The 20,939-nt window shown below is 46.9% G+C and carries 12 protein-coding genes; 10 read left to right on the top strand and 2 right to left on the bottom strand.

The window, feature by feature from the left end:
• Positions 1-67 precede the first annotated feature (67 nt).
• Entirely contained in the window at positions 68-1,690 is a 1,623-nt protein-coding gene (locus FN815_RS15215) for an Ig-like domain-containing domain (RefSeq protein ID WP_142455510.1), read from the top strand.
• A gap of 936 nt (positions 1,691-2,626) precedes the next feature.
• Here FN815_RS15215 and FN815_RS15210 read toward each other — a convergent pair.
• Positions 2,627-3,040 (bottom strand): endonuclease domain-containing protein, encoded by a 414-nt coding sequence (locus FN815_RS15210; RefSeq protein ID WP_221930334.1) that lies wholly within the window; start codon positions 3,038-3,040, stop codon positions 2,627-2,629.
• A 511-nt stretch (positions 3,041-3,551) separates the two neighbouring features.
• Here FN815_RS15210 and FN815_RS15205 point away from each other — a divergent pair.
• Entirely contained in the window at positions 3,552-7,025 is a 3,474-nt protein-coding gene (locus FN815_RS15205) for a methylmalonyl-CoA mutase family protein (protein ID WP_221930333.1), read from the top strand.
• 498 nt (positions 7,026-7,523) lie between these two features.
• Here FN815_RS15205 and mnmA read toward each other — a convergent pair whose 3' ends face one another.
• Positions 7,524-8,723, bottom strand: coding sequence for a tRNA 2-thiouridine(34) synthase MnmA (gene mnmA, locus FN815_RS15200; RefSeq protein WP_246075318.1), 1,200 nt, complete (start codon positions 8,721-8,723; stop codon positions 7,524-7,526).
• Between the two features lie 578 nt (positions 8,724-9,301).
• Between mnmA and FN815_RS15195 the strand changes: the two genes are divergently transcribed.
• The 8 genes from FN815_RS15195 (at position 9,302) to FN815_RS15160 (ending at position 20,934) form a co-directional block, all read left to right on the top strand.
• Positions 9,302-10,039, top strand: coding sequence for a GntR family transcriptional regulator (locus FN815_RS15195; RefSeq protein ID WP_142455508.1), 738 nt, complete (start codon positions 9,302-9,304; stop codon positions 10,037-10,039).
• On the top strand, positions 10,036-11,148 hold the full coding sequence (locus FN815_RS15190) for a glycoside hydrolase family 183 protein (RefSeq protein ID WP_142455507.1): 1,113 nt from the start codon (positions 10,036-10,038) through the stop codon (positions 11,146-11,148). Before FN815_RS15195 ends, FN815_RS15190 begins: the two co-directional genes overlap by 4 nt.
• Positions 11,149-11,236: 88 nt before the next feature.
• Positions 11,237-12,109, top strand: a complete 873-nt coding sequence (locus tag FN815_RS15185; protein WP_142455506.1) for a hypothetical protein — start codon at positions 11,237-11,239, stop codon at positions 12,107-12,109.
• Positions 12,110-12,217: 108 nt separating this feature from the next.
• Positions 12,218-15,304: a SusC/RagA family TonB-linked outer membrane protein gene (locus tag FN815_RS15180; protein WP_142455505.1), complete on the top strand. Its 3,087-nt coding sequence runs from the start codon at positions 12,218-12,220 to the stop codon at positions 15,302-15,304.
• Between the two features lie 7 nt (positions 15,305-15,311).
• A complete protein-coding gene (locus tag FN815_RS15175) occupies positions 15,312-16,832 on the top strand; it encodes a RagB/SusD family nutrient uptake outer membrane protein (protein ID WP_142455504.1) in 1,521 nt (506 codons plus the stop codon).
• 60 nt (positions 16,833-16,892) lie between these two features.
• Complete coding sequence (locus FN815_RS15170) at positions 16,893-18,638, top strand: class I mannose-6-phosphate isomerase (protein ID WP_142455503.1); 1,746 nt, start codon at positions 16,893-16,895, stop codon at positions 18,636-18,638.
• Between the two features lie 19 nt (positions 18,639-18,657).
• The gene (locus tag FN815_RS15165) at positions 18,658-19,824 is read left to right on the top strand and encodes an MFS transporter (RefSeq protein ID WP_142455502.1); all 1,167 of its coding nucleotides are present in this window, start codon (positions 18,658-18,660) and stop codon (positions 19,822-19,824) included.
• A 3-nt stretch (positions 19,825-19,827) separates the two neighbouring features.
• Entirely contained in the window at positions 19,828-20,934 is a 1,107-nt protein-coding gene (locus FN815_RS15160) for an ROK family protein (protein ID WP_142455501.1), read from the top strand.
• Positions 20,935-20,939 lie beyond the last annotated feature (5 nt).

Genomic DNA, 20,939 nt, shown 5'->3' with positions numbered 1-20,939 from the left:
GTAAATGAATCCCCGTTAAATTTGGCTATATTCAAATGAAACCAGTGTTAAACACGACCAAATTTACGTGAATAAGTTCATATTGTTATATAACATTTTAGTGTTACTGTTAATTTTTGGTGTGATAGGGTGTGCCACTCCTATGCCCCCCAGTGGCGGTCCGTCTGATGATGAAGGTCCTGAGCTTGAATATACCATTCCTGAAACCGGAACCACCAACTTTGAAGGCCGAACTTTTGAGTTTCAGTTTAATGAGTTTGTGGACCGCTCTTCCGTTCGGGATGCCATCACGGTAGAACCCGATTTGGGTATTCCCTACGAGATATCCTGGAAGCGAAAAACACTGTTTATCGAGTTTGAACGCCCATTTCCAGATTCTACGACGGTAATAGTGAAATTAGGAACAGAATTATCGGATACCCGGAATAACGAAATTGGAAGCCCGATCACAGTGGCTACTTCCACAGGGGATGAAATTGACAGCGGAGAGATATCCGGCCGGGTACTTCTGGCAGGAAATGGGAAAGGGGCAGCCGAACGCAAGGTTCTCTTGTATCGCAGACCCATCGATTTCTCCCGGAAAGCCATCTATGAAGCCCAAACCGATACCGGCGGAGTGTTCGAATTCTTATATCTGGCCCCGGGCACTTATCAGGCTTTGCTGGTTGACGACCGGAACAGGAATAAAATTTGGGACCAGGAAAATGAGCAGGCTTATCCCTTTTCGCAGGAATTCATCACCCTTCAAAAAGAACAGAAAGATACGCTGGATGTACTTTATACCACTCAAACCGATACATTAAAACCGGAATTGCAGGGCGTGGGACTTTTCTCGACACATCGCATGCGCCTGCGATTTAGCGAAAATATTGCACTGGAAGACTCGGTAGCCATCACCATTTACGATTCTCTTGGAACTCCCTACAGCAGCGGATATCCATTATACGTTTCTCCTAAGGAACCTTTTGTCCTTTTTGCACAAAGCCGCCAGAATCTGACAGAGGGAGAATCTTTTAGTGTGAATGTCTCCGGGGTTAATGATCCGGCAGGAAATGCAGCTGATACCTCTCGTTTTACATTCATGGGAACGGCCCAGGAAGATACCACCTTGCAGCGCATCATTTCGGCAGAAACAGATGAGGGTTTACTTCAAAATGAACCCTTTGTGGTGACGTATGCAGCTCCCATCACCGAACCGGAAATAACCGATTCAACTGTGGTTATTGAGGGAGAAGTGGATTTTGATGACTGGCCGGCTATTGAGGTGCAGCGTAATAAGCTGGTGATTAGTCCCCAGGGGGAATGGATTGAAGGGGTGGATTACCAGTTTTTGGTGTGGAATCCCGTCACCCAGCGTCGAACGCCTTTTGAACCGGAAGTGTATGACTCTACCGAATACGGCGAAATTGAAATCAGCCTTGCCAACATGGATTCTTTGTCAACTTATAGGTACCAGTTGCAGCTGAATGATGAAATCTATCGAAGTGGGAACCTGGATTCGTTAAGTACGCTAAGTGAACTTCCTCCCGTTTCCTATAAACTGATTGTGTACGAAGACCAGAATCTAAACGGGCAATGGGATCGAGGGACGGTTATTCCTTACCAGGCGCCCGAACCGTATTACGTGCAGCGCGGCCTGCGCGTGCAGGAGGGGTTTACTTCGGAAGTTAGTATTGGGTTTAGACATTAGGTGTAAGGTTCAAGTATGGGCTGCCAATGGTTATTTCATTGAATTCATGCTCAAATCTGCCCAAAGAACTTCCCCGCATGGGCGGGGATTAAGGGGTGGGTAAATGGTACCAAGGGTATAAAAGTTGCTCATCATTGGTTATCAACTATCCATTCTTCGATCTGTATAATTACGGAATCAGTATAATTTTTAGCGTCTGATTCATCAAACCGTAAAAAGTGTATTCCGAACTGTGAGAAGTCTCTCCTTGAGGAGAGATCGACCAATTCAATTAGTTCTTGAATTGGTCGTGAGAGGTGTTTGCGCCAAGGCTATTCCAGCCCATTTTCGAAGTCCCTTGCTCTCCAGGAAAACACCCTCCGTCTTGCTCCGCTTTCGCTGCGCAATCCACCTCCCTCAAGAGAGGACTTTTTCGTGATAGATTCGGTTTCTGATCCCCAGTATAAGCACCCATGCTATAATATTTACCGGGAGCGTCTCTCCTTGAGGAGAGATCAATCAGTACAGCTTTTCCTGTACTGATTGTGAGAGGTGTTGGTGCAAAGGTTCGAATTATATACTTATGGCACAAACAATCGTGCCAAAGTTCTGGGGTGTAGAGCAAGTCAGAGACTTGCAAGTTCTAACATCAGGCCCTGTCTGCTTTCCATTTGCTGGTACTTTTAAGTCTCAGACTTAAAAGATCTTTGGCTAACATTCACAACGGAAATGGTACAAACTTAGCTTGAAAATCGACTTAAATTCTTTAGCCACATTCCACCCTCACCTTAATCCTCTCCCGGGAGAGGAAATGCGTTGTGCAAATTTTGGGTAATTAAATCATTGGTGCTATTAAAAATCTCTTTTCTTCAGCATTTGATAGAACCAAAGAATTTCCCCGCTTGGGCGGGGATTAAGGGGTGGGTTAAATGGTGCAAAGGGTATAAAAGTTGCTCATCACCGGTTATCAACTATCCATTCTTCAATCTGCATAATTACGGAATTAGTATGATTTTTAGCATCAGGTTCACTAAACCGTAAAAAATGTATTCCAAACTGTTCGATGAGATATTGTCGATCTCTGTCGTATTCAATTTTATAGTCGTGGCTTATACCATCCACTTCTATAGCTAACTTTAGTTCACGGCAGTAGAAATCCACAATAAAAGAATGGAGGGGCTGCTGTCTTCGGAATTTGTAACCTAAAACTTGTCTGCCTTTTAAACCTTTCCAAAGCTCAATTTCACCGGGTGTAGAATTTTTCCGTAGCCATCGGGCTTTTTCTATCAAATCATGTCGATATGGAATAATTGGCAATCTTTTCCCCATTAAACCCTCTTTTATTTTGAATGAAGGATATTTATTGGACATCCGCAACCTCTAACTCCTTTGTTACATCTCACCCTCACCTTAATCCTCTCCCAGGAGAGGAAACTCCTTGGCTAAATCCTAAGAAATTAATCCATGTGAGCTAATGGCCTGTTCGTTGAATTCATTTTCAAATCTGCCCAAGGAATTTCCCCGCTCGGGCGGGGATTAAGGGGTGGGTAATTAGTGCCAAGGATTGACTTGTTTGCCTATGGCGTAAATAATCACGTCATAGTTACGAGCGGAAGGTAAGTCGGAGACTTGCAGACTTCTGGCATTGTACCATGTCTGCTGCGCGTTAGCGTGTACTGTTAAGGCCAAGACTTAAAAGATCTGTCTGATAAAAGTCTGCTCTCAGACTCTCTTCAGGAATGCTTACCTTGCCGAAAAGATTTAGGGATCAGAAGGTCGGATTTGCAAAAGTAAATCCCTGTAACGAAGTGAATCCGGCTTCGACAATCCCCAAGCTAATTTGTATCTTTTGGAACCGCTTCCAAATTCAATCAGTAATCCTATGTCAGTAGAAACAAAATCGGCTTCATCAAAAGAAAAATCAGCATCCGAAAATAACGGTCATGCTGCGCAACAACCCTATCAATCGACCAACAAAATTCGCTTTGTGACGGCGGCCAGTCTGTTTGACGGCCACGACGCCAGTATCAATATCATGCGCCGTATTTTACAGAGCAGTGGAGCCGAAGTGATTCATCTGGGACACAACCGTTCGGTGCATGAAATTGTGAACTGCGCCATCCAGGAAGACGCCCAGGGAATTGCCATCAGCAGTTACCAGGGGGGACACGTAGAGTATTTCAAATATATGATTGAGCTGCTGGAAGAAAACGGTGCGGGGCACATCAAGGTGTTTGGCGGCGGAGGCGGGGTGATTGTGGAAGATGAGATTCAGGAACTTCATGATGCCGGAGTAACCCGTATCTTTTCCGTAGAGGATGGAAGCTCAATGGGACTTCAGGGCATGATCAATTTCATGCTCGAAGAATGTGATTTTGACCCGATGTCGGTGGCAAAGCCTGATTTAGAGAAAGTAGCCAAGCGTGAAAACACCGCACTGGCCCGCGCACTCACGGCTATTGAGAACGAGCACCAGGAAGTTCTGGCCTACCGTGATGGCAAGCTATTGACCGGTGATGAAAAGGAAATGGAAGCCCCAACGAAAACCATCCCCCTGATAGGGATTACCGGAACCGGGGGAGCAGGGAAAAGCTCACTGACGGATGAACTGGTCCGGCGCTTTTTAACTGAATTTGAAGATCTGACTATTGGCATCATCTCCGTTGATCCCTCCAAAATTAAAACCGGGGGAGCGCTACTTGGGGATCGCATCCGGATGAACAGCATTGATACCGAGCGCGTATTTATGCGTAGTATGGCGACTCGAGCCTCCAACCGTGCAACTAGCAAAGGATTGTTGGGTGCCATTGAGCTGTACAAAGCAGCTGGCTTTGATTTGGTGATTGTGGAGACGTCCGGTATTGGTCAGAGTGGCACGGAGATTGTTGAATATACAGACATCCCGATGTACGTGATGACCAGCGAGTACGGCGCCGCCACGCAGCTGGAGAAAATCAATATGCTTGATTTGGCTGAACTTGTAGTGCTTAACAAATTTGAGAAAAAGGGCTCATTGGATGCCCTGCGTGATATCCGTAAGCAGATGATCCGTAACTCCGCTCGCTGGGATGCTCGACAGGAAGACATGCCGGTGTATCCAACCATCGCAGCGCAGTTTAATGATGAAGGGGTGAACCGATTATTCAAAGCCCTGGTGGATCGCATCAACGACCGGTACGAGATTGGCTGGGAGACAAAATTATACAACAATCCGCGTCCCGCCGAAGACATACAGGCGCAGGCCATCATTCCCGGAAAGCGCGTGCGGTATCTCTCCGAGATTTCAGAAACCGTGCGTGACTATCATCAATGGGCTGAAGAACAAGTGGATGTGGCTTCCAAGTTGGATCAGGTATCGGGCACCATCGAGCAGCTGGAAAGCTGGAATCCCGATGAAAAAGCGGTGATGCAGGATAACCTCTCCAAAATGCGCGAGCACTGGCTGTCAAAGTTGGATGCATTGCCCAAGAAAATCCTGGAAGGCTGGGACGAGTTGTTTGAGCGATACCAGCAGGAATATTTTGAGGTGCAAATCCGGGATAAGAAATTTAAGAATCAGCTGTACCGGGAGTCGCTGAGTGGGTTGATGATTCCACGGGTATCACTCCCCAAAACCAAAAACAAAGGCGAGCAATTGAAGTTTGCGCTGAAGGAAAATCTGCCCGGATATTTTCCATACACGGCCGGCGTGTTTCCGTTTAAGCGGGAGGGAGAGGATCCGACGCGAATGTTTGCCGGTGAGGGAACGCCTGAGCGTACCAACAAACGATTCCATTATGTGAGCGAAGGCATGCCCGCCGCCCGACTCTCCACCGCTTTTGATTCGGTGACGCTCTACGGTGAAGATCCCGGTTACCGTCCCGATATTTATGGGAAGATTGGTAATTCCGGAGTGAGCATCTGCACGGTAGATGACATGAAGAAATTGTATTCCGGTTTTGAATTAACCTCACCCAAAACATCCGTATCGATGACCATCAACGGTCCAGCCCCGATGATTTTGGCGATGTTCATGAACACAGCCATTGACCAGGAAGTAGAGCGATACCTGAAAGAAAACGGGCAGTGGGAAGCAGCCCAAAAGAAAATCAAAGCCTACTTCAAAAAGCGCGGGGTGAAAAATCCTGAGTACAGCAATGAAATTCCCGATGGTAACGATGAGTTTGGATTGGGACTGCTGGGTATTTCCGGTGATCAGCTGGTGGATGAAGAAACCTACGAGCAGATCAAATCTGACACCCTGAAGGTGGTTCGCGGAACGGTTCAGGCGGACATCCTGAAGGAAGACCAGGCGCAAAATACCTGTATTTTCTCCACTGAATTTGCCTTAAAGATGATGGGGGATATCCAAAGCTATTTCACCGAAAACAAAGTTCGAAATTACTATTCGGTGTCTATTTCCGGCTATCATATAGCGGAAGCCGGGGCGAATCCGATCACCCAGGCGGCTTTCACGCTGGCAAATGGTTTCACTTTTGTAGAATACTATCTTGCGCGCGGACTGGATGTGGATGATTTTGCCCACAACCTGTCTTTCTTCTTCAGCAATGGATTGGATCCTGAATATGCAGTGATAGGTCGCGTTGCACGGCGCATTTGGGCCGTAGCGATGAAGAATAAATACGAGGCCAATTCCCGCTCACAGAAGCTGAAGTATCACATTCAAACCAGCGGTCGTTCGCTCCATGCGCAGGAAATTCAGTTCAATGATATTCGCACTACACTGCAGGCATTATTGGCTATTTATGATAACTGTAACTCCCTGCATACCAATGCCTACGACGAAGCCATTACCACACCAACCGAAGAATCCGTACGCCGGGCGCTGGCCATCCAGATGATCATCAATAAGGAAATGGGGACGGCCAAGAATGAAAATATCAACCAGGGTTCTTATTTCATTGAAGAACTAACGGATCTGGTGGAAGAAGCCATTCTGACCGAATTTGATCGCATCACCGAACGTGGTGGGGTATTGGGCGCGATGGAGCACATGTACCAGCGAGGTAAAATTCAGGACGAGAGCCTGTATTATGAATCCAAAAAGCACTCCGGCGAATTGCCGATTATTGGCGTGAATACTTTCCAGAAAGAAGGGAAAGGAGAGGAAGAGGAGAAGGAAGTTGAACTCATCCGCTCTACCGAAGAAGAAAAACGTCAGCAGATCGAAAACTTGGAGCAGTTCTGGAAACGCAACGAGCAGGAATCTGAGGCAGCCATCGAGCGGCTCAAAGAAGTAGCCCGTAACAACGGCAACCTTTTCGAAGAACTGATGGAGACTGTAAAAGTGGCTTCGCTGGGACAGATTTCGCATGCCTTGTATGAGGTGGGCGGGCAGTATCGGCGTAACATGTGATCACAGATTTAGGGGGATTTCGCTGATTTCACGGATTCGTACCCCGGCTCGCCTGAGCTGGGAGTCCCCCCCTGAGGGTAAGTTGTGTACATCAGGTTAATTCACCTGAATAAACATCCAATCCCCCAACTTATCTCTTCAGTATTGAGCGAAACGGGGACTGGAAAGTAGTAGCTCAGGAAGTCTCTGACTTCCATTGAGGATAATTAAGATATTTAGAAGATAATAATTGGTTTACATGAGCTTTGAAGCTGGAGCTTCATATCGATGCCCCCAAAGAGGACATTGGGAAAGACTTAAATCAGAAAAAGAGGAGAAGAGTTTTAAGCTGATAAATCTACGCCGATGCAAATCAAATCATATATCGGTCCATCGAATATTCGCCATTCTGCTTGTGCAGCCACCGTGTTTAGCAAAGGCAAAACTTTTGAATCAGTTTTTGAGCTTCACCTGACCCCTCTCAATTTAGACAAAGGGTGCGAGAGTACCCTCTATAATCTAAACAACAGCTTCTGCGGCCGATGAAATACTGCTTTTAATGCCGGGGAAGTAATCCTCTTCCTGGTAAGCCTCTTCAATAATACCTCCGCCAAGGCATACTTCGCCATCATAGAAGACAACAGCCTGTCCGGGGGTTACGGCTTTTTCTTTGTTATGAAATTCAACCATCAGCTGGTCAGAATCGGTAGAATGCAGTGAGACATCCGCCATACGGTCAGGCTGCCGGTACCGGTATTTAAGTTGACAAGTCATTGGCAGTTCGGGTTTATTGCCAATCCAGTTTATTTGCGAGGCTCTCAATCCGGTGTAATATAGGGCGGGATGATTGCTGCCTTGCTCTACATACAGGATGTTCCGTTTTACGTCTTTACCCACTACATACCATGGCTCGCCGGAACCACTGCCGCTGCCACCAATATTCAGTCCGCGCCGCTGACCGAGCGTGTAATACATCAGGCCGTCGTGGCGACCTTTGACTGTCCCGTCAAGTCGACGCATTTCACCGGGCTGAGCAGGTAAATACTGGCTCAAAAACTCCTTAAAATCCCGTTCCCCGATAAAGCAAATGCCGGTACTGTCTTTTTTATGAGCCGTGGCAAGTCCGGCTTCTTCAGCGATAGCGCGTACATCATCCTTTTGCAACTCTCCCAGTGGAAAAAGTACATTTTTGATTTGATTCTGGGAAAGCTGGCTCAAAAAATAGCTTTGATCCTTTCCGTGATCAACACCTTTAAGCATGATGCGTTTGCCGGTTTCGGGATCGGTTGCAAGGCGAGCATAATGTCCGGTAGCCACATGGTCGGCCCCCAGCTTGAGCGCATAGTTCAGGAAGGCTTTAAATTTTATTTCTTTATTACACATCACATCTGGGTTGGGCGTTCGGCCGGCTTTATACTCTTCCAGAAAATAAGTAAATACACGATCCCAATACTCTTTCACAAAGTTGATGCTGTAATAGGGGATATCCAGCTGTCCGGCCACGCGTACCACATCCTTGAAATCCTCTTCGGCCGTACAAACGCCATTCTCGTCTTCTTCATCCCAGTTTTTCATGAACAACCCAATGACTTCGAAACCGGCCTCCTTTAAAAGCAGGGCGGCTACAGAACTGTCTACACCGCCTGACATACCAATAACCACGCGCTCTCTGCCGTTTGTGGGTTTGGGAATTTTTTCTAACCATTTTTCTGACAACATAGCCATACAATAACCTGAACATTTTTATAATTTGATAATTAAAAATAAGCATATTTTTTGCGAAATATATTCATTTTGATTTATGGGAAGGATAGATGCAGGCCATCAAGTTAAACGGTCCGCATTTCGTCTATTCAACAGCTTAGGGTGCTCTGTCTCTTACTACCAATATTGATATAAGTCTTGCAGAACTGTTGCTCTTAAGGGAGTGCTCGTAAGATAAGTGTTTTCGAAATTAGACGGTTAAGGTTCGTTGTAGGACTTACTAGATCCTGAAGAAAGAGGGATGGGATCTGAATTAAATAAGCATTAGCCGATGGAAATCAAATCGCACCGCTGTTCATCGGTCCATCGGTCTTTCGATCATCCAATATTCTGTTTGAGAGCCACTAATTTTTACCAAAGGCAGAACTTTCCAAATTAGCTTTGACATCTCTTTCAATCTGAAGAATGGGCATCACATGCTTATTCCCAATAAAGGCGATGTGAACGAGGCTGAAAATCAAAAATCCCATGCTTTCATATTTGCAATCAAGAAATAATTTCATATGTTCAAACATACCAAAATATATTGACCTATGAATTTATCTATAGACCATAAAAGTCCGGTACCCTTGCACGTGCAGGTAGAAGAGCTGCTGCGTGAAATGATTCAAATGCCGGAATATCAAAAAGGGAAGTTGTTACCAAAAGAAGTAGAACTGGCTAAAGAACTGGGGATCTCAAGAAATACACTGCGCCAAGCCACCAATAAGCTGGTGTACGAGGGACTCCTGTTCCGCAAAAAGGGGGTAGGCACCCGTGTGGTAAAACAGGTAGACAGTAAAGCCAAAAACTGGCTCAGTTTTACCCAGGAAATGAAAGCCAAGGGCATTGAGGTGGTGAATTACAACATCAATATCACCTGGGAAAAGCCGCCTGAGGAAGTCCGGAATTTCTTTACCATTGATGCGAAAACAGAAGTGCTGAAGATGGAACGTCTGCGGGGCGGTAAAGACGGCCCCTTTGTATTCTTTATCTCCTATTTCCACCCGCGCATTGGGCTAACCGGCAAAGAGGACTTCTCCAAACCCTTGTATGAAATTCTGCGCAAGGAGCATTCGGTAATCGCCAAGCTTTCCAAAGAGGAAATTTCAGCACGGGCTGCGGACCTGCCTCTCTCCAAGATGTTAAACATGAGCAAAGGGGAGCCGGTGTTGAAGCGTAAACGGTTTGTATACGATCCGGGAAATCGCCCCATTGAATACAACGTTGGCTACTACCGGGGCGACAGTATCGTGTATAGCGTAGAAAGCGAGAGGGATCATAATATATGATAGAAGGAAAAAAGTCCCTGTTCCCTGCTGTTTGCATGGCGATACTGTTAAGCTCGCTCGTTTTGTTGTCGTCTTGTCAGCCTAAAGAAGAGGCGCAGAAAGTACATGCGGATGAAAGTTATAACACCTTGTTTACTCGTTCAGGTGATGGATTGACCGGGGCGGATGGCACCTATTCGGTCTTGTTACCCGATGGCCGGACACTCTGGATTTTCGGGGATACCTTTCTGGGAACCGTAAACCCGGATAGTACCCGCAAACGCACCGATCCCATGTATATTCGCAATGCATTTGTGGTGCAAGATGGGATGGAGCTTACCACCTTGTACAACGGAGATCCCGCTGAATTCAATTCTATAATGATACCGCCCGAAGTGGTGAATTCCGGTGGGGCCTTTGGGGAAGATTCCCTTTGGTACTGGCCGGGTGATGCCTTTGTGGACGACCAAACACTTAATGTTTTTGTATCCAAATTTAGCCAGGATGGCGACGGAATGTGGGATTTTGGATGGAAGGGAGCAGCCGTGGTACGTTTCTCACTTCCTGATTTTAAGCAGACGGAAATCATAGAAATTCCTGCAGAAAAGCTCGACGGCATTCATTTTGGACATGCTGTTTTTGAGGATAGTCTACATACCTACATATACGGTCTTCGGGACGGAAAGCCTTATGCGGCCCGTTTTACAGGCAGGGAGGCAGAGGCCGAATGGGAGTATTTCTCCGATGGGCAGTGGGTGCCCGATGTGACCCTCGCAACCCCCGTGCTCGATACGGATGGTTCAGAGCAGTTTAGCGTGATTGAATTGGAAGGTGTCTATTACCTGATTACCCAGCGGGGTGGTTTTAGCAATGAAGTATGGGCCTACCATGCCAGTCAACCTTACGGGTGGAGCTCAAATGATGGTAAACGGTTGTTTACTATAGAAATACCATTTGATAATACAAACCTGTTTACCTATAACGCCTTAGCTCACCCACAGTTTATAAACGATCGCGGCGAGATTCTTATCTCTTACAATATGAACAGCCATCGCCTGCAAGATCATTTTGAAAATGCGCATATCTATAAGCCTCGCTTCATGCGCGTTCCGACTCATCAACTGAAGTAACAATTAGCATTAGAAAAGTGATTCCGGGTTTGCATAAAATTTTGAAAGCAGTATATTGTTCAAACATATCAACATAATGATTAGATCCATGAGAAAACACCTACACAAACTATCGTTAGTATTAGCAGCCGTTGGAGTACTGCTCATTTCTACCTCTTGTAAGGATGGCAATAATGAGCCGGAGTTACCCACTATAGAACTTGAAGCAGAAACCATGCAGGCGAAAGCAGGAGATCCCATCAGCGTGGATGTCAATTATACTACCCCTGAAGGATTCGAAAAACTGGTTATCGAGAAGAAGATTGACGGAAGCGTACAAAGCACTGAAACTTTAACCGATGTTGGAAGCGGTTCCTATACCTTTGATTATGAGATATTGGTTGAGGATTCGGATGGCATCCTTTCTTTCACCTTTACGGTGTATGACCAGGTGGAAGCCACAGCCAGCAAAGACCTGGTTATAGAAGTTGAACTAACCAAGCAGCAGCTTATGACTCGTTACGACTGGTTGTTATCCGAGGAAATCCGACAAAAAACGGGAGAGAATGACATTAGTGATGCCTACACCGATGACGTATATCGTTTCCACGCAGATGGAAGCTATGATAAAAGCATTGGCGAGAAGCAGGATGACTTTGGCGATGCCTGGTATAATTACTGCTATTGGAACCTGGATGGGCAGGACGTACTGATTATGACCCGCACGGGTGCCTTTGGAGAAGATGTGCGAGACACTCTGTATGTACAATCAATTACAGCCGATGAACTGCAAGCGGATGTGACATACTATGGCCTTGATCAGTTTAACACCGGTGAAGAAGATGTGCCGTATGAAGCAGAGGAAGAATACACCAAGATATTTGTTTCTCAGCCCAAGGGGCCAAACTTTGATCCTTATGGTCCTGGAAGTGAAGACGATGCTGGACCTGCCGGCATGTGCATCGAAGTAAGTTTCGAGTAAACGCTGAGTGGTTTAACTGCGAAGCAAGACCGGGCTGTTAAGCTAACCATCCCGCAGCCCGGTTATTTTAATACCAGCACCATTATCTATCAGATCATAAGGAAAATCATGAAACGCCTTATCGCAGCCTTCCTAACCTCTCTTATAGTGATTGTCTTTTCCACTTCTGCCTTTGCCCAACAGCAGATGATTCCTGTTTCCGGCATTGTATATATGGAGGGAGAGCCACTTCCGGGAGCGCATGTACGCATTAAAAATTTAACCAGTGGCGGTACCGTGACCGATATCGATGGGGCGTTTTCGCTGGAGGTTCCCAAGGACTCAACCATCATCATCTCTTTTTTAGGATTTATTCCCGAAGAATTTACCATTACTGAAGAGAGGTTTATAGAAGTACATTTACAGGAACAATTGTATGAAGGAGAAGAGCTGGTGGTGGTAGGATATGGCACAGTTCGTAAGAGCGATTTAACCGGTGCTGTATCTTCCATTGATGCCGGGGATATTGAAGCCGCCTCCGTATCGTCTATAGATCAGGGCTTGCAGGGTAAAGCTGCCGGGGTGGTTATCACCCAAACTTCCGGACAGCCGGGGGCCGGTTCTACTATCCGTATTCGGGGAACGAGTTCTATCAACGGAAATAATGAGCCTCTGTATGTAATTGATGGCATCCCGGTGATTAGCGATGCCGGACAGATGTCGGTTGGGACTACAAGCGGACCTTCGATGAATCCACTGTCCAGTATCAATCCCAGTGATATCGAATCGGTTGAGGTACTGAAGGATGCCTCGGCAACTGCTATTTACGGTGCCCGCGGAGCCAACGGAGTGATTTTAGTCACTACCAAGCAAGGCAGCCGTAAAGGGACGGAAGTTACCTTGGGATACTATACCGGGTTTCAGCAGGTTTCCCGCAAGATTCCCATGTTGAATGCGCGCCAGCTGGCAGAATTAGGCAATGATGCTGCAGATAATGCCGATGTAACCCGCCGTATTATTTACGCCAGCCCCAATAACCTGGGCGAAGGTATAGACTGGCAGGATCAGATTTTTAGAACAGCCCCTATTAGTAATTACCAGCTTTCCATAAACGGGGGCGATGAGGATACCCGCTATACGCTGTCCGGTAATTATTTTGATCAACAGGGTATTATCATCAGTTCGGGATTTGAGAAAGGAAATATCCGGTTAAACCTGGATCAGGATCTCTCGGAAAGGATTACCGTAGGAGCCAACCTGAACCTGAACCGAAGTACGATGGACGGCGTGGTTACCGATGCCGAAGCAGCCATTGCCTCAAGCGTCACTTCCTGGGCGCTGGAATTTAACCCGGGCTTGCCGGTGTATAATGAGGATGGAGAGTATGTCTACGAAAACAATACGTCACGACCGCCTGTCGGGAATCCGGTAGCCGATGCCAGGGAAACAGAGCAGCTCAATAAATCTACCCGGTTTATGGGAACCGCTTATGCCAACTGGAATATCTGGGAGAATCTGGATTTGAGAAGTTCGGTCGGGATGGACGCTTTCCTGAGCGAAGAATTCTACTTTGTGCCCAACTTCCTGAAACGAGCCGAAGCCAGTAACGGTCAGGCGGCTTTGGGGAATACCAAGGGCTACACCTGGCTGGTTGAGAATGTACTGTCGTATAATACGATGATTGGGGCGGATCATTCTCTGAATGCAATTCTGGGGCATACCTTGCAGAAGTTTGAAAATAATTTCCTGTATGCTGCCACTTCTGATTTTGAAGATAACCGGCTGGGCTATCATTCTATCCAAAGCGGTAATGAAAAAACACTTTCACTGAGCGGTACATCGGCCTGGCAGATGCAATCGGTGCTTTCACGAATAAATTATACCTATCGCAGCAAGTATTTGCTTACAGCTTCAGCTCGTATTGATGGTTCCTCAAAATTTGGGGAGGGCAACAAGTACGGCTTTTTTCCTTCTTTTTCAGCTGCCTGGCGGATGAATGAAGAGGCGTTTATGGAAGATATTGAGCAGATTACTTCCCTTAAAGTAAGGGCCGGCTATGGCGTGGTAGGTAATGAAGGGATTCCGCCATACAGTTCCATGGGTACGCTGGAAGTTACGGAAGCCTATTTTGGAGAGAATGAAATTGCGAAAGGAGCTGGCCCTGCCACCCTAGCAAATGAAGGGCTTAAGTGGGAAACAACCGGACAATTTAACGCGGGGGTAGATTTGGGGCTTTGGGACGATCGCCTCTCTGTTACTGCGGATTATTACATCAAACACACTACCGATTTGCTGCTGAATGCACCGGTGCCGTATACCTCCGGCTTTAAATTTGCCTATACCAATATTGGTGAGCTTAAGAATGAAGGCTTTGAAATTGCCATTAGCTCACATAACCTGAACAGGCGGTTACAGTGGCGTACCAACCTTACCTTTGCCCACAACAGTAATGAAATCACCAAGCTTACCGGCGAGGATGATGCCGGACTGGTAGGGCAAAATATTTTAGGTATCAACGGGTGGACCCGGATCACCGAAGGCCGGGCCATCGGTACTTTTTATGGCTATAAATCGGATGGCATTGTGCAGTTGAATGAAGACCTCTCACAAGTGCCTCGCTTCCAGAGTTATGCCCCCACCTATGGCGATCGCAAGTATGTGGATCAAAACGGGGATGGCATTATCAACGAGCAGGATAAAGTAGTGATCGGCAACGCCAACCCGGATTTTTCATTCGGCATGGGTAATGAATTTCACTACAAAAACTTCTCTCTGAATGTATTTCTGCAGGGCGTTTACGGCAATGAAATCGTGAATTTCAACCGGTTCACCCTTGAAAGTTTTGACGGAACCAAAAATAATTCCAAAGTCGCATTGAACCGCTGGACGCCCGACAATCCCACCAATAAATACCCGCGGGCCAATGCGCTGCCTCCGTCCAATGCGCTTTCGGATGTGCAGGTGGAAGATGGCTCGTACCTGCGCGTACAGGATATAACGCTTAGCTACAACCTGCCTCTAAAGCTGATGGACAAGCTAAATCTGGAGCTTGTACGCGTCTATATAAGTGCCAAGAATCTGTACACTCTCACCGACTATTCCGGATACGATCCCGAGGTGAGCCGTTTTGCCAATGACAATCTAAGTATGGGTGCCGACTATGGCTCCTATCCCAGGTCGCGCATGTTTATAGCCGGCATTAATATTTCACTGTAAGGAGCATATGATGAAAACACGAACCAACCGATCCACCGTTTTTAGCATGAAATTTAGCGTAATCATATTCAGCCTGTTAATGCTCAGTAGCTGCGATTTCCTGGATGAAAATCCAAAATCGACCATCACAACAGATAACTTTTATCAAACCGAAAGCGATGCTATTTCTGCTACCAATGCCCTGTATGATTATCTGAGTGTGGGAACCCAGGGTATTTTCGATCCTTCTTTTGGGGGGATATTCTTTAACGATTATTGGGTGTTTCATGACCTGGTGTCTGATAACGCCTTTGAAACCATCACCAGCCAGGAATACCGGAATTTGTCTGAATTCAATCATACGCCTGATAACATCCGGATTGAGTTTTATTGGCAGGACCTCTACAAAACCATCAATGCGGCAAACGTGGTAATTGACCGTTTACCTGCCATCGATTTTGCTGAAAACCGCAAGCAGCATCTTATATCCGAAGCCCGGTTTATTCGCGGGATGATGTACTTTGAACTGGCCCGCACCTTTGGCGATGTGCCACTGATGGTGGAAGCTACTACCGATGTAAGCACGTCCTACAAACCCCGTGTTCCCCGCGCCGAGGTGTATCAGCAGGTAATTGAAGACCTTGAATTTGCCGAACAAAACCTGAGCGAAACTTTCCGAGTGGGCAAGGGGCGTCCAACTCCGATGGCTGCCACGGCGCTGCTTTCCAAAGTGTATTTATATATGGGGCAATTTGAACTTGCCGCCGAAAAATCTAAAGAAGTAATCGACTCGGGGAATTACTTCTTATGGGATGATTATGCCGACATCTTCAAGATTGAGAATATGAATGAAGGGGAAATCATCTTTGCGGTGAATTTTAGCGGCACACAAAGTGAAGGATTTAAACCCAACCAGTATCTGGTTCGCCTGCTGCCTTCCGGCTTGGATCAGGACGGGGAAGGACCTGAAAATGCACAGGGTTGGGAACGCCCCACTGACGATCTTTACGACAGTTTTGCCAATAACGATCGCCGTAAATCGGTCACCTTTATCGAGTCTTTTACCTACAGCGATGGCTCTACGGTAAGCTTTGAACCGCATTTCGGGAAATTCTGGGACCAGGAAGCTGAGCCCCGGGCCAATAATACCGATACGGATGTAATCTACCTGCGCTATGCGGACGTTCTGCTGATTTATGCCGAAGCCCTGAACGAGATCAACAATGGTCCCACGGCCGAAGCCTTTGCTGCCATCAACCAGGTACGCCAAAGAGCCCGTTTTGATGGTGAGACTGAGCGCAATGTGCTTCCTGATTTGTCTGGATTGAATTATCAGCAGTTCAGGGATGCCATCCTTAGGGAGCGACGATGGGAATTTGTGATGGAAGGCCAGCGCTGGGGCGATTTGGTGCGCATGGGTAAGCTGGTGGAGACGGTTAACGCTTCAGGCAAAGAAAATGCCAGTCCGGCACCTACACATACTTTATTTCCTATTCCTCAGAGAGAGCGAAATATCAACAATAACCTGACCCAAAACAGCGGCTACTAAAGCTGACTTATTCACTTACACTCATTTTAGATCAACTATTTAACGACCAAAATTATTACAATGACTTTTGAAAAAAGCCCTGCTATCAGAATATCCGGTAAAGAATGTATTGCCGGGTGGCAGTCAATAACAGGAAAAATTAAGCAACACCTCAACGAACTGGAATCCTCCCGAAAAATACTGGCTGTAGAATGCTACCAGGGAACCGATATGGACGAAATCCGTTCCGGTTTAATAGATCAATTGGAAGCCGATGAGGTGTTTGATTCCTCAGACTATTTGTTTTCTGAAGAGCAGATACGAACCATTACTCAGCCTGATGTTACCGACGACCGTATTTTTGGGCGCCTTACTAAACTGGAGATGAATGACCTGATCGATCCGGAGAAGAAAGAACATATCCGGGATACTATTGCGAAGGATGAAACCGGTCTGGTGGTTGTTTTTGGATACGGTGCCTCACTGGTGGCTGAAGAGGCTGATGTGTTGGTGTACGCCGATATGGCCCGGTGGGAAATCCAGCAGCGGATGCGCAATAACGAAGTAAGCAATATTGGAATCAATAACGCAGAAGCCGGTATCGAGGATAAATACAAGCGTGGCTTTTTCGTGGACTGGCGCATTTGTGACAAGCTCAAAAAGCAGGTGCATGACCGTATTGATTTTGTATTGGATACCAACAAGAAAGAGGCTCCCAAGCTCATCGACAAGGCTACCTTCGATTTCGCCCTGGAGCAAACCGTTCACCGTCCATTTAGCGTAGTTCCGTTTTTTGATCCGGGACCTTGGGGCGGACAGTGGATGCGCGAAGTGTGCGGCCTGGACGAAGAGCCCGAAAATTTTGCATGGTGTTTCAATTGCGTGCCGGAAGAGAACAGCGTGCTTTATGAATTTGATAACGGCGAAGTGATGGAGCTGCCCTCCATTAACGTAGTATTTTTTAAACCTGAAGAACTATTGGGCAAAGAGGTCTATCAACGTTTCGGGGATGAATTTCCTATCCGTTTCGACTTCCTTGATACCATCGATGGCGGTAACCTGAGTTTACAGGTTCACCCTTCACAGGAGTACATCAAACAGGAGTTTAATCTCGAATATACCCAGGATGAAAGTTACTACATGATGGATGCCCAAGAGGGAGCTGAAGTATATCTTGGGGTGAAAAAGGGCATTGATCCGGATACCATGATTGAAAACCTGAAGCATGCTAACAATGGCGGTCCTTTTTTTGATGCCGATAAGTATGCAGCCTCTTTCCCTGCCAAAAAGCACGACCATTTCCTCATTCCCAACGGAACGGTGCATTGCTCGGGAGAAGGGTGTATGGTGCTCGAAATCAGCGCTACGCCCTACATCTTCACTTTTAAGCTCTGGGATTGGGACCGCCTGGGACTGGATGGCAAACCACGTCCTATTAACATTGAACGCGGTGAGAAAGTGATCCGATGGGAGCATGATGAAGAATGGGTACCCGGTGAGCTCATCAACCAATTTGAAACCGTGGCTGAAGGAGACGGTTGGCGGGAGGAGAAGACCGGACTGCATAATTCCCAGTTCATCGAGACCCGGCGCCATTGGTTTAGCAAGCCCGTTACGCACACCGCCAACGGCAGTGTTACGGTCTTTAACCTGGTAGAAGGGAAGCAGGCAGTCATCTCAAGCCCCGAAAACGAATTCGAGCCTTTTGTGGTGAACTATGCCGAAACTTTCATTATTCCCGCTCACATTAAGGAGTATCAAATTGCACCTTATGGAGAAAGTGAGGGTAAGGAAATAGCAACCATCAAAGCATTTGTAAGAAGCTAATATTAACACAAGGAGTTTTATGTCAAAGTCAGCCTCGTTCAAAAAATTTGCTCCCGTCATGATCTCATTCTACATCATGGGATTTGTTGACCTGGTGGGAGTAGCAACCGGCTATGTCCAGAAAGATTTCCAGCTTTCAGACAGCGTAGCCCAGCTGTTGCCCAGCATGGTTTTTATCTGGTTTGCGCTTATCTCGCTGCCTACCGGGATTTTCCAGGACCGCAAAGGGAAAAAACTAACCGTAAGCATCGGAATTTTTATGACCGGGGTGGGACTCCTGATCCCCTTTATACTCTATACCTATCCGGCGGTAGTGCTGGGCTTTTGTTTGCTGGGGATTGGAAACACTATCCTTCAGGTTTCGGCCAACCCGCTGCTGATTGATATCTCCACCAAGCAAACGCAGTCGGCCAACCTGAGCTTTTCCCAATTCATCAAAGCCTCAGCGGCCCTGTTGAGTCCTATTTTTATTGCCATCCTGGTACGTACTTTTGGTGATTGGAAACTGATTTTTCCAATTTATGCCGTCATTTCCATTGTGATTGCTGTCTGGCTTTTATCCATCAAAATTGAAGAAAAGCAAAGCACCAAACCACCTGCTACTTTTAGCAGCGTACTCAAACTTTTTAAAGAGAAAATGGTGATTGTGTTGGTGCTCGGGATCTTCCTGATCGTAGGATTTGATGTGGGCATGAACTCCAACATTGCCCTGTTTCTGACCTCCCGTTTTGCCCTTGATCTGGAGACGGCCGGCTTTGGTATCAGTGTGTATTTTGCCTCACTGATGGTAGGAAGATTCTCCGGGGGAATATTGCTGCGCTACATCTCGGAACGAACTTTTATGATCGTGAGCCTGGTGATGACCTTTATCGGTTTGGCCGGTATCATCCTCAGTCCCGTATTGGAGATTACCTGGGCGATGGTATTCCTGGCCGGACTTGGCTTCTCCAATATCTTCCCGCTGCTTTTCTCCATTGCTATTGATCGTATGCCCGATTATGCCAACGAAGTATCCGGTTTAATTATACTGGCGGTATCCGGTGGGGCAGTCATACCCCCGGTTATGGGCTATGTAAATCAAAATTTCGGAGAAACAGCCCCCATACTGGTGCTTATCGGGTGTATGGTGTATGTATCTTATGCCACCCTGTACATTTTAGGAAAAGGAAAACAAGAAACAGCCTGATTTATGAATACCTCAAAAATTATCCTCACTTTAGATGCAGGCGGAACCAACTTTGTGTTTTCCGCCATGCGCGACCATCAGGAAATTGTAACTCCGGTAACACAGCCTGCCAATGCCCATGATCTTGAACGCTGTCTGAAAGACCTGGTAAAGGGTTTTAAGACCGTGGCTGAGAAGCTCGATTCCAAACCCGATGCCATCAGTTTTGCTTTTCCCGGTCCGGCCGATTACCCGAAAGGCATCATCGGCAATCTTCCCAATTTCAAAGCCTTTAACGGTGATGTGGCTTTAGGACCGATGCTGGAGCATGTGTTTGGGATTCCTGTGTACATCAATAACGATGGTGATTTATTTGCCTACGGGGAAGCACTGACTGGCATTCTTCCGGCCGTCAATAAGAAGCTGGAAGCAGCCGGAAGTCCCAAGCGCTTTAGAAACCTGGTAGGCGTAACCATCGGCACGGGCTTTGGCGGCGGTATTGTTCTGGACGGTAAGTTGCTTACCGGCGATAACTCCTGCGGAGCCGAAGTGCACAATACGTTAAATGTGATCAACCCGGATTGGAATGCTGAAGAATCCATCAGCACGCGAGCGGTGCAGCGGGTGTATGCCGAAGAATCGGATACCGAATTCAATGACCGCCTGATGCCCGGTGACATATACAAAATTGCTAAAGGCGAAAAAGAGGGAAACCCGGAAGCAGCGAAGGAAGCTTTTCATCAGCTGGGTATGGCTTTGGGAAATTCTATTGCCAATGCAGCTACACTTATCGATGGTATTGTTGTAATAGGGGGCGGCCTGGCTGCCGGATGGGAGTTGTTTGCCCCGGCTATGTTTAAAACGCTCCGCAAAAAGTACGTGAATTTCAAGGGAGAGGAAGCTGACCGCCTGTCTTTTTCCGTCTTTGATTTGGAAGATGAGCGGGAGACGGCGGAGTTCATCAAAGGAAATCCTAAAACGGTCACTATCCCCGGAACTGATAAGCAGGTTAGCTACGATGATTCTCCCCGCATTGGCGTGGGCAGGTCCGTCTTGGGGACCAGCACGGCCGTGAGTATGGGGGCATATACTTTTGCCCTTAGCAAGTTAGCCATCAACCAAACCGATTGACACAG

It is taken from the genome of Gracilimonas mengyeensis (assembly GCF_900182705.1).
GTDB lineage: Bacteria > Bacteroidota > Rhodothermia > Balneolales > Balneolaceae > Gracilimonas > Gracilimonas mengyeensis.
This window is presented reverse-complemented; position numbering and strand designations above follow the sequence as displayed.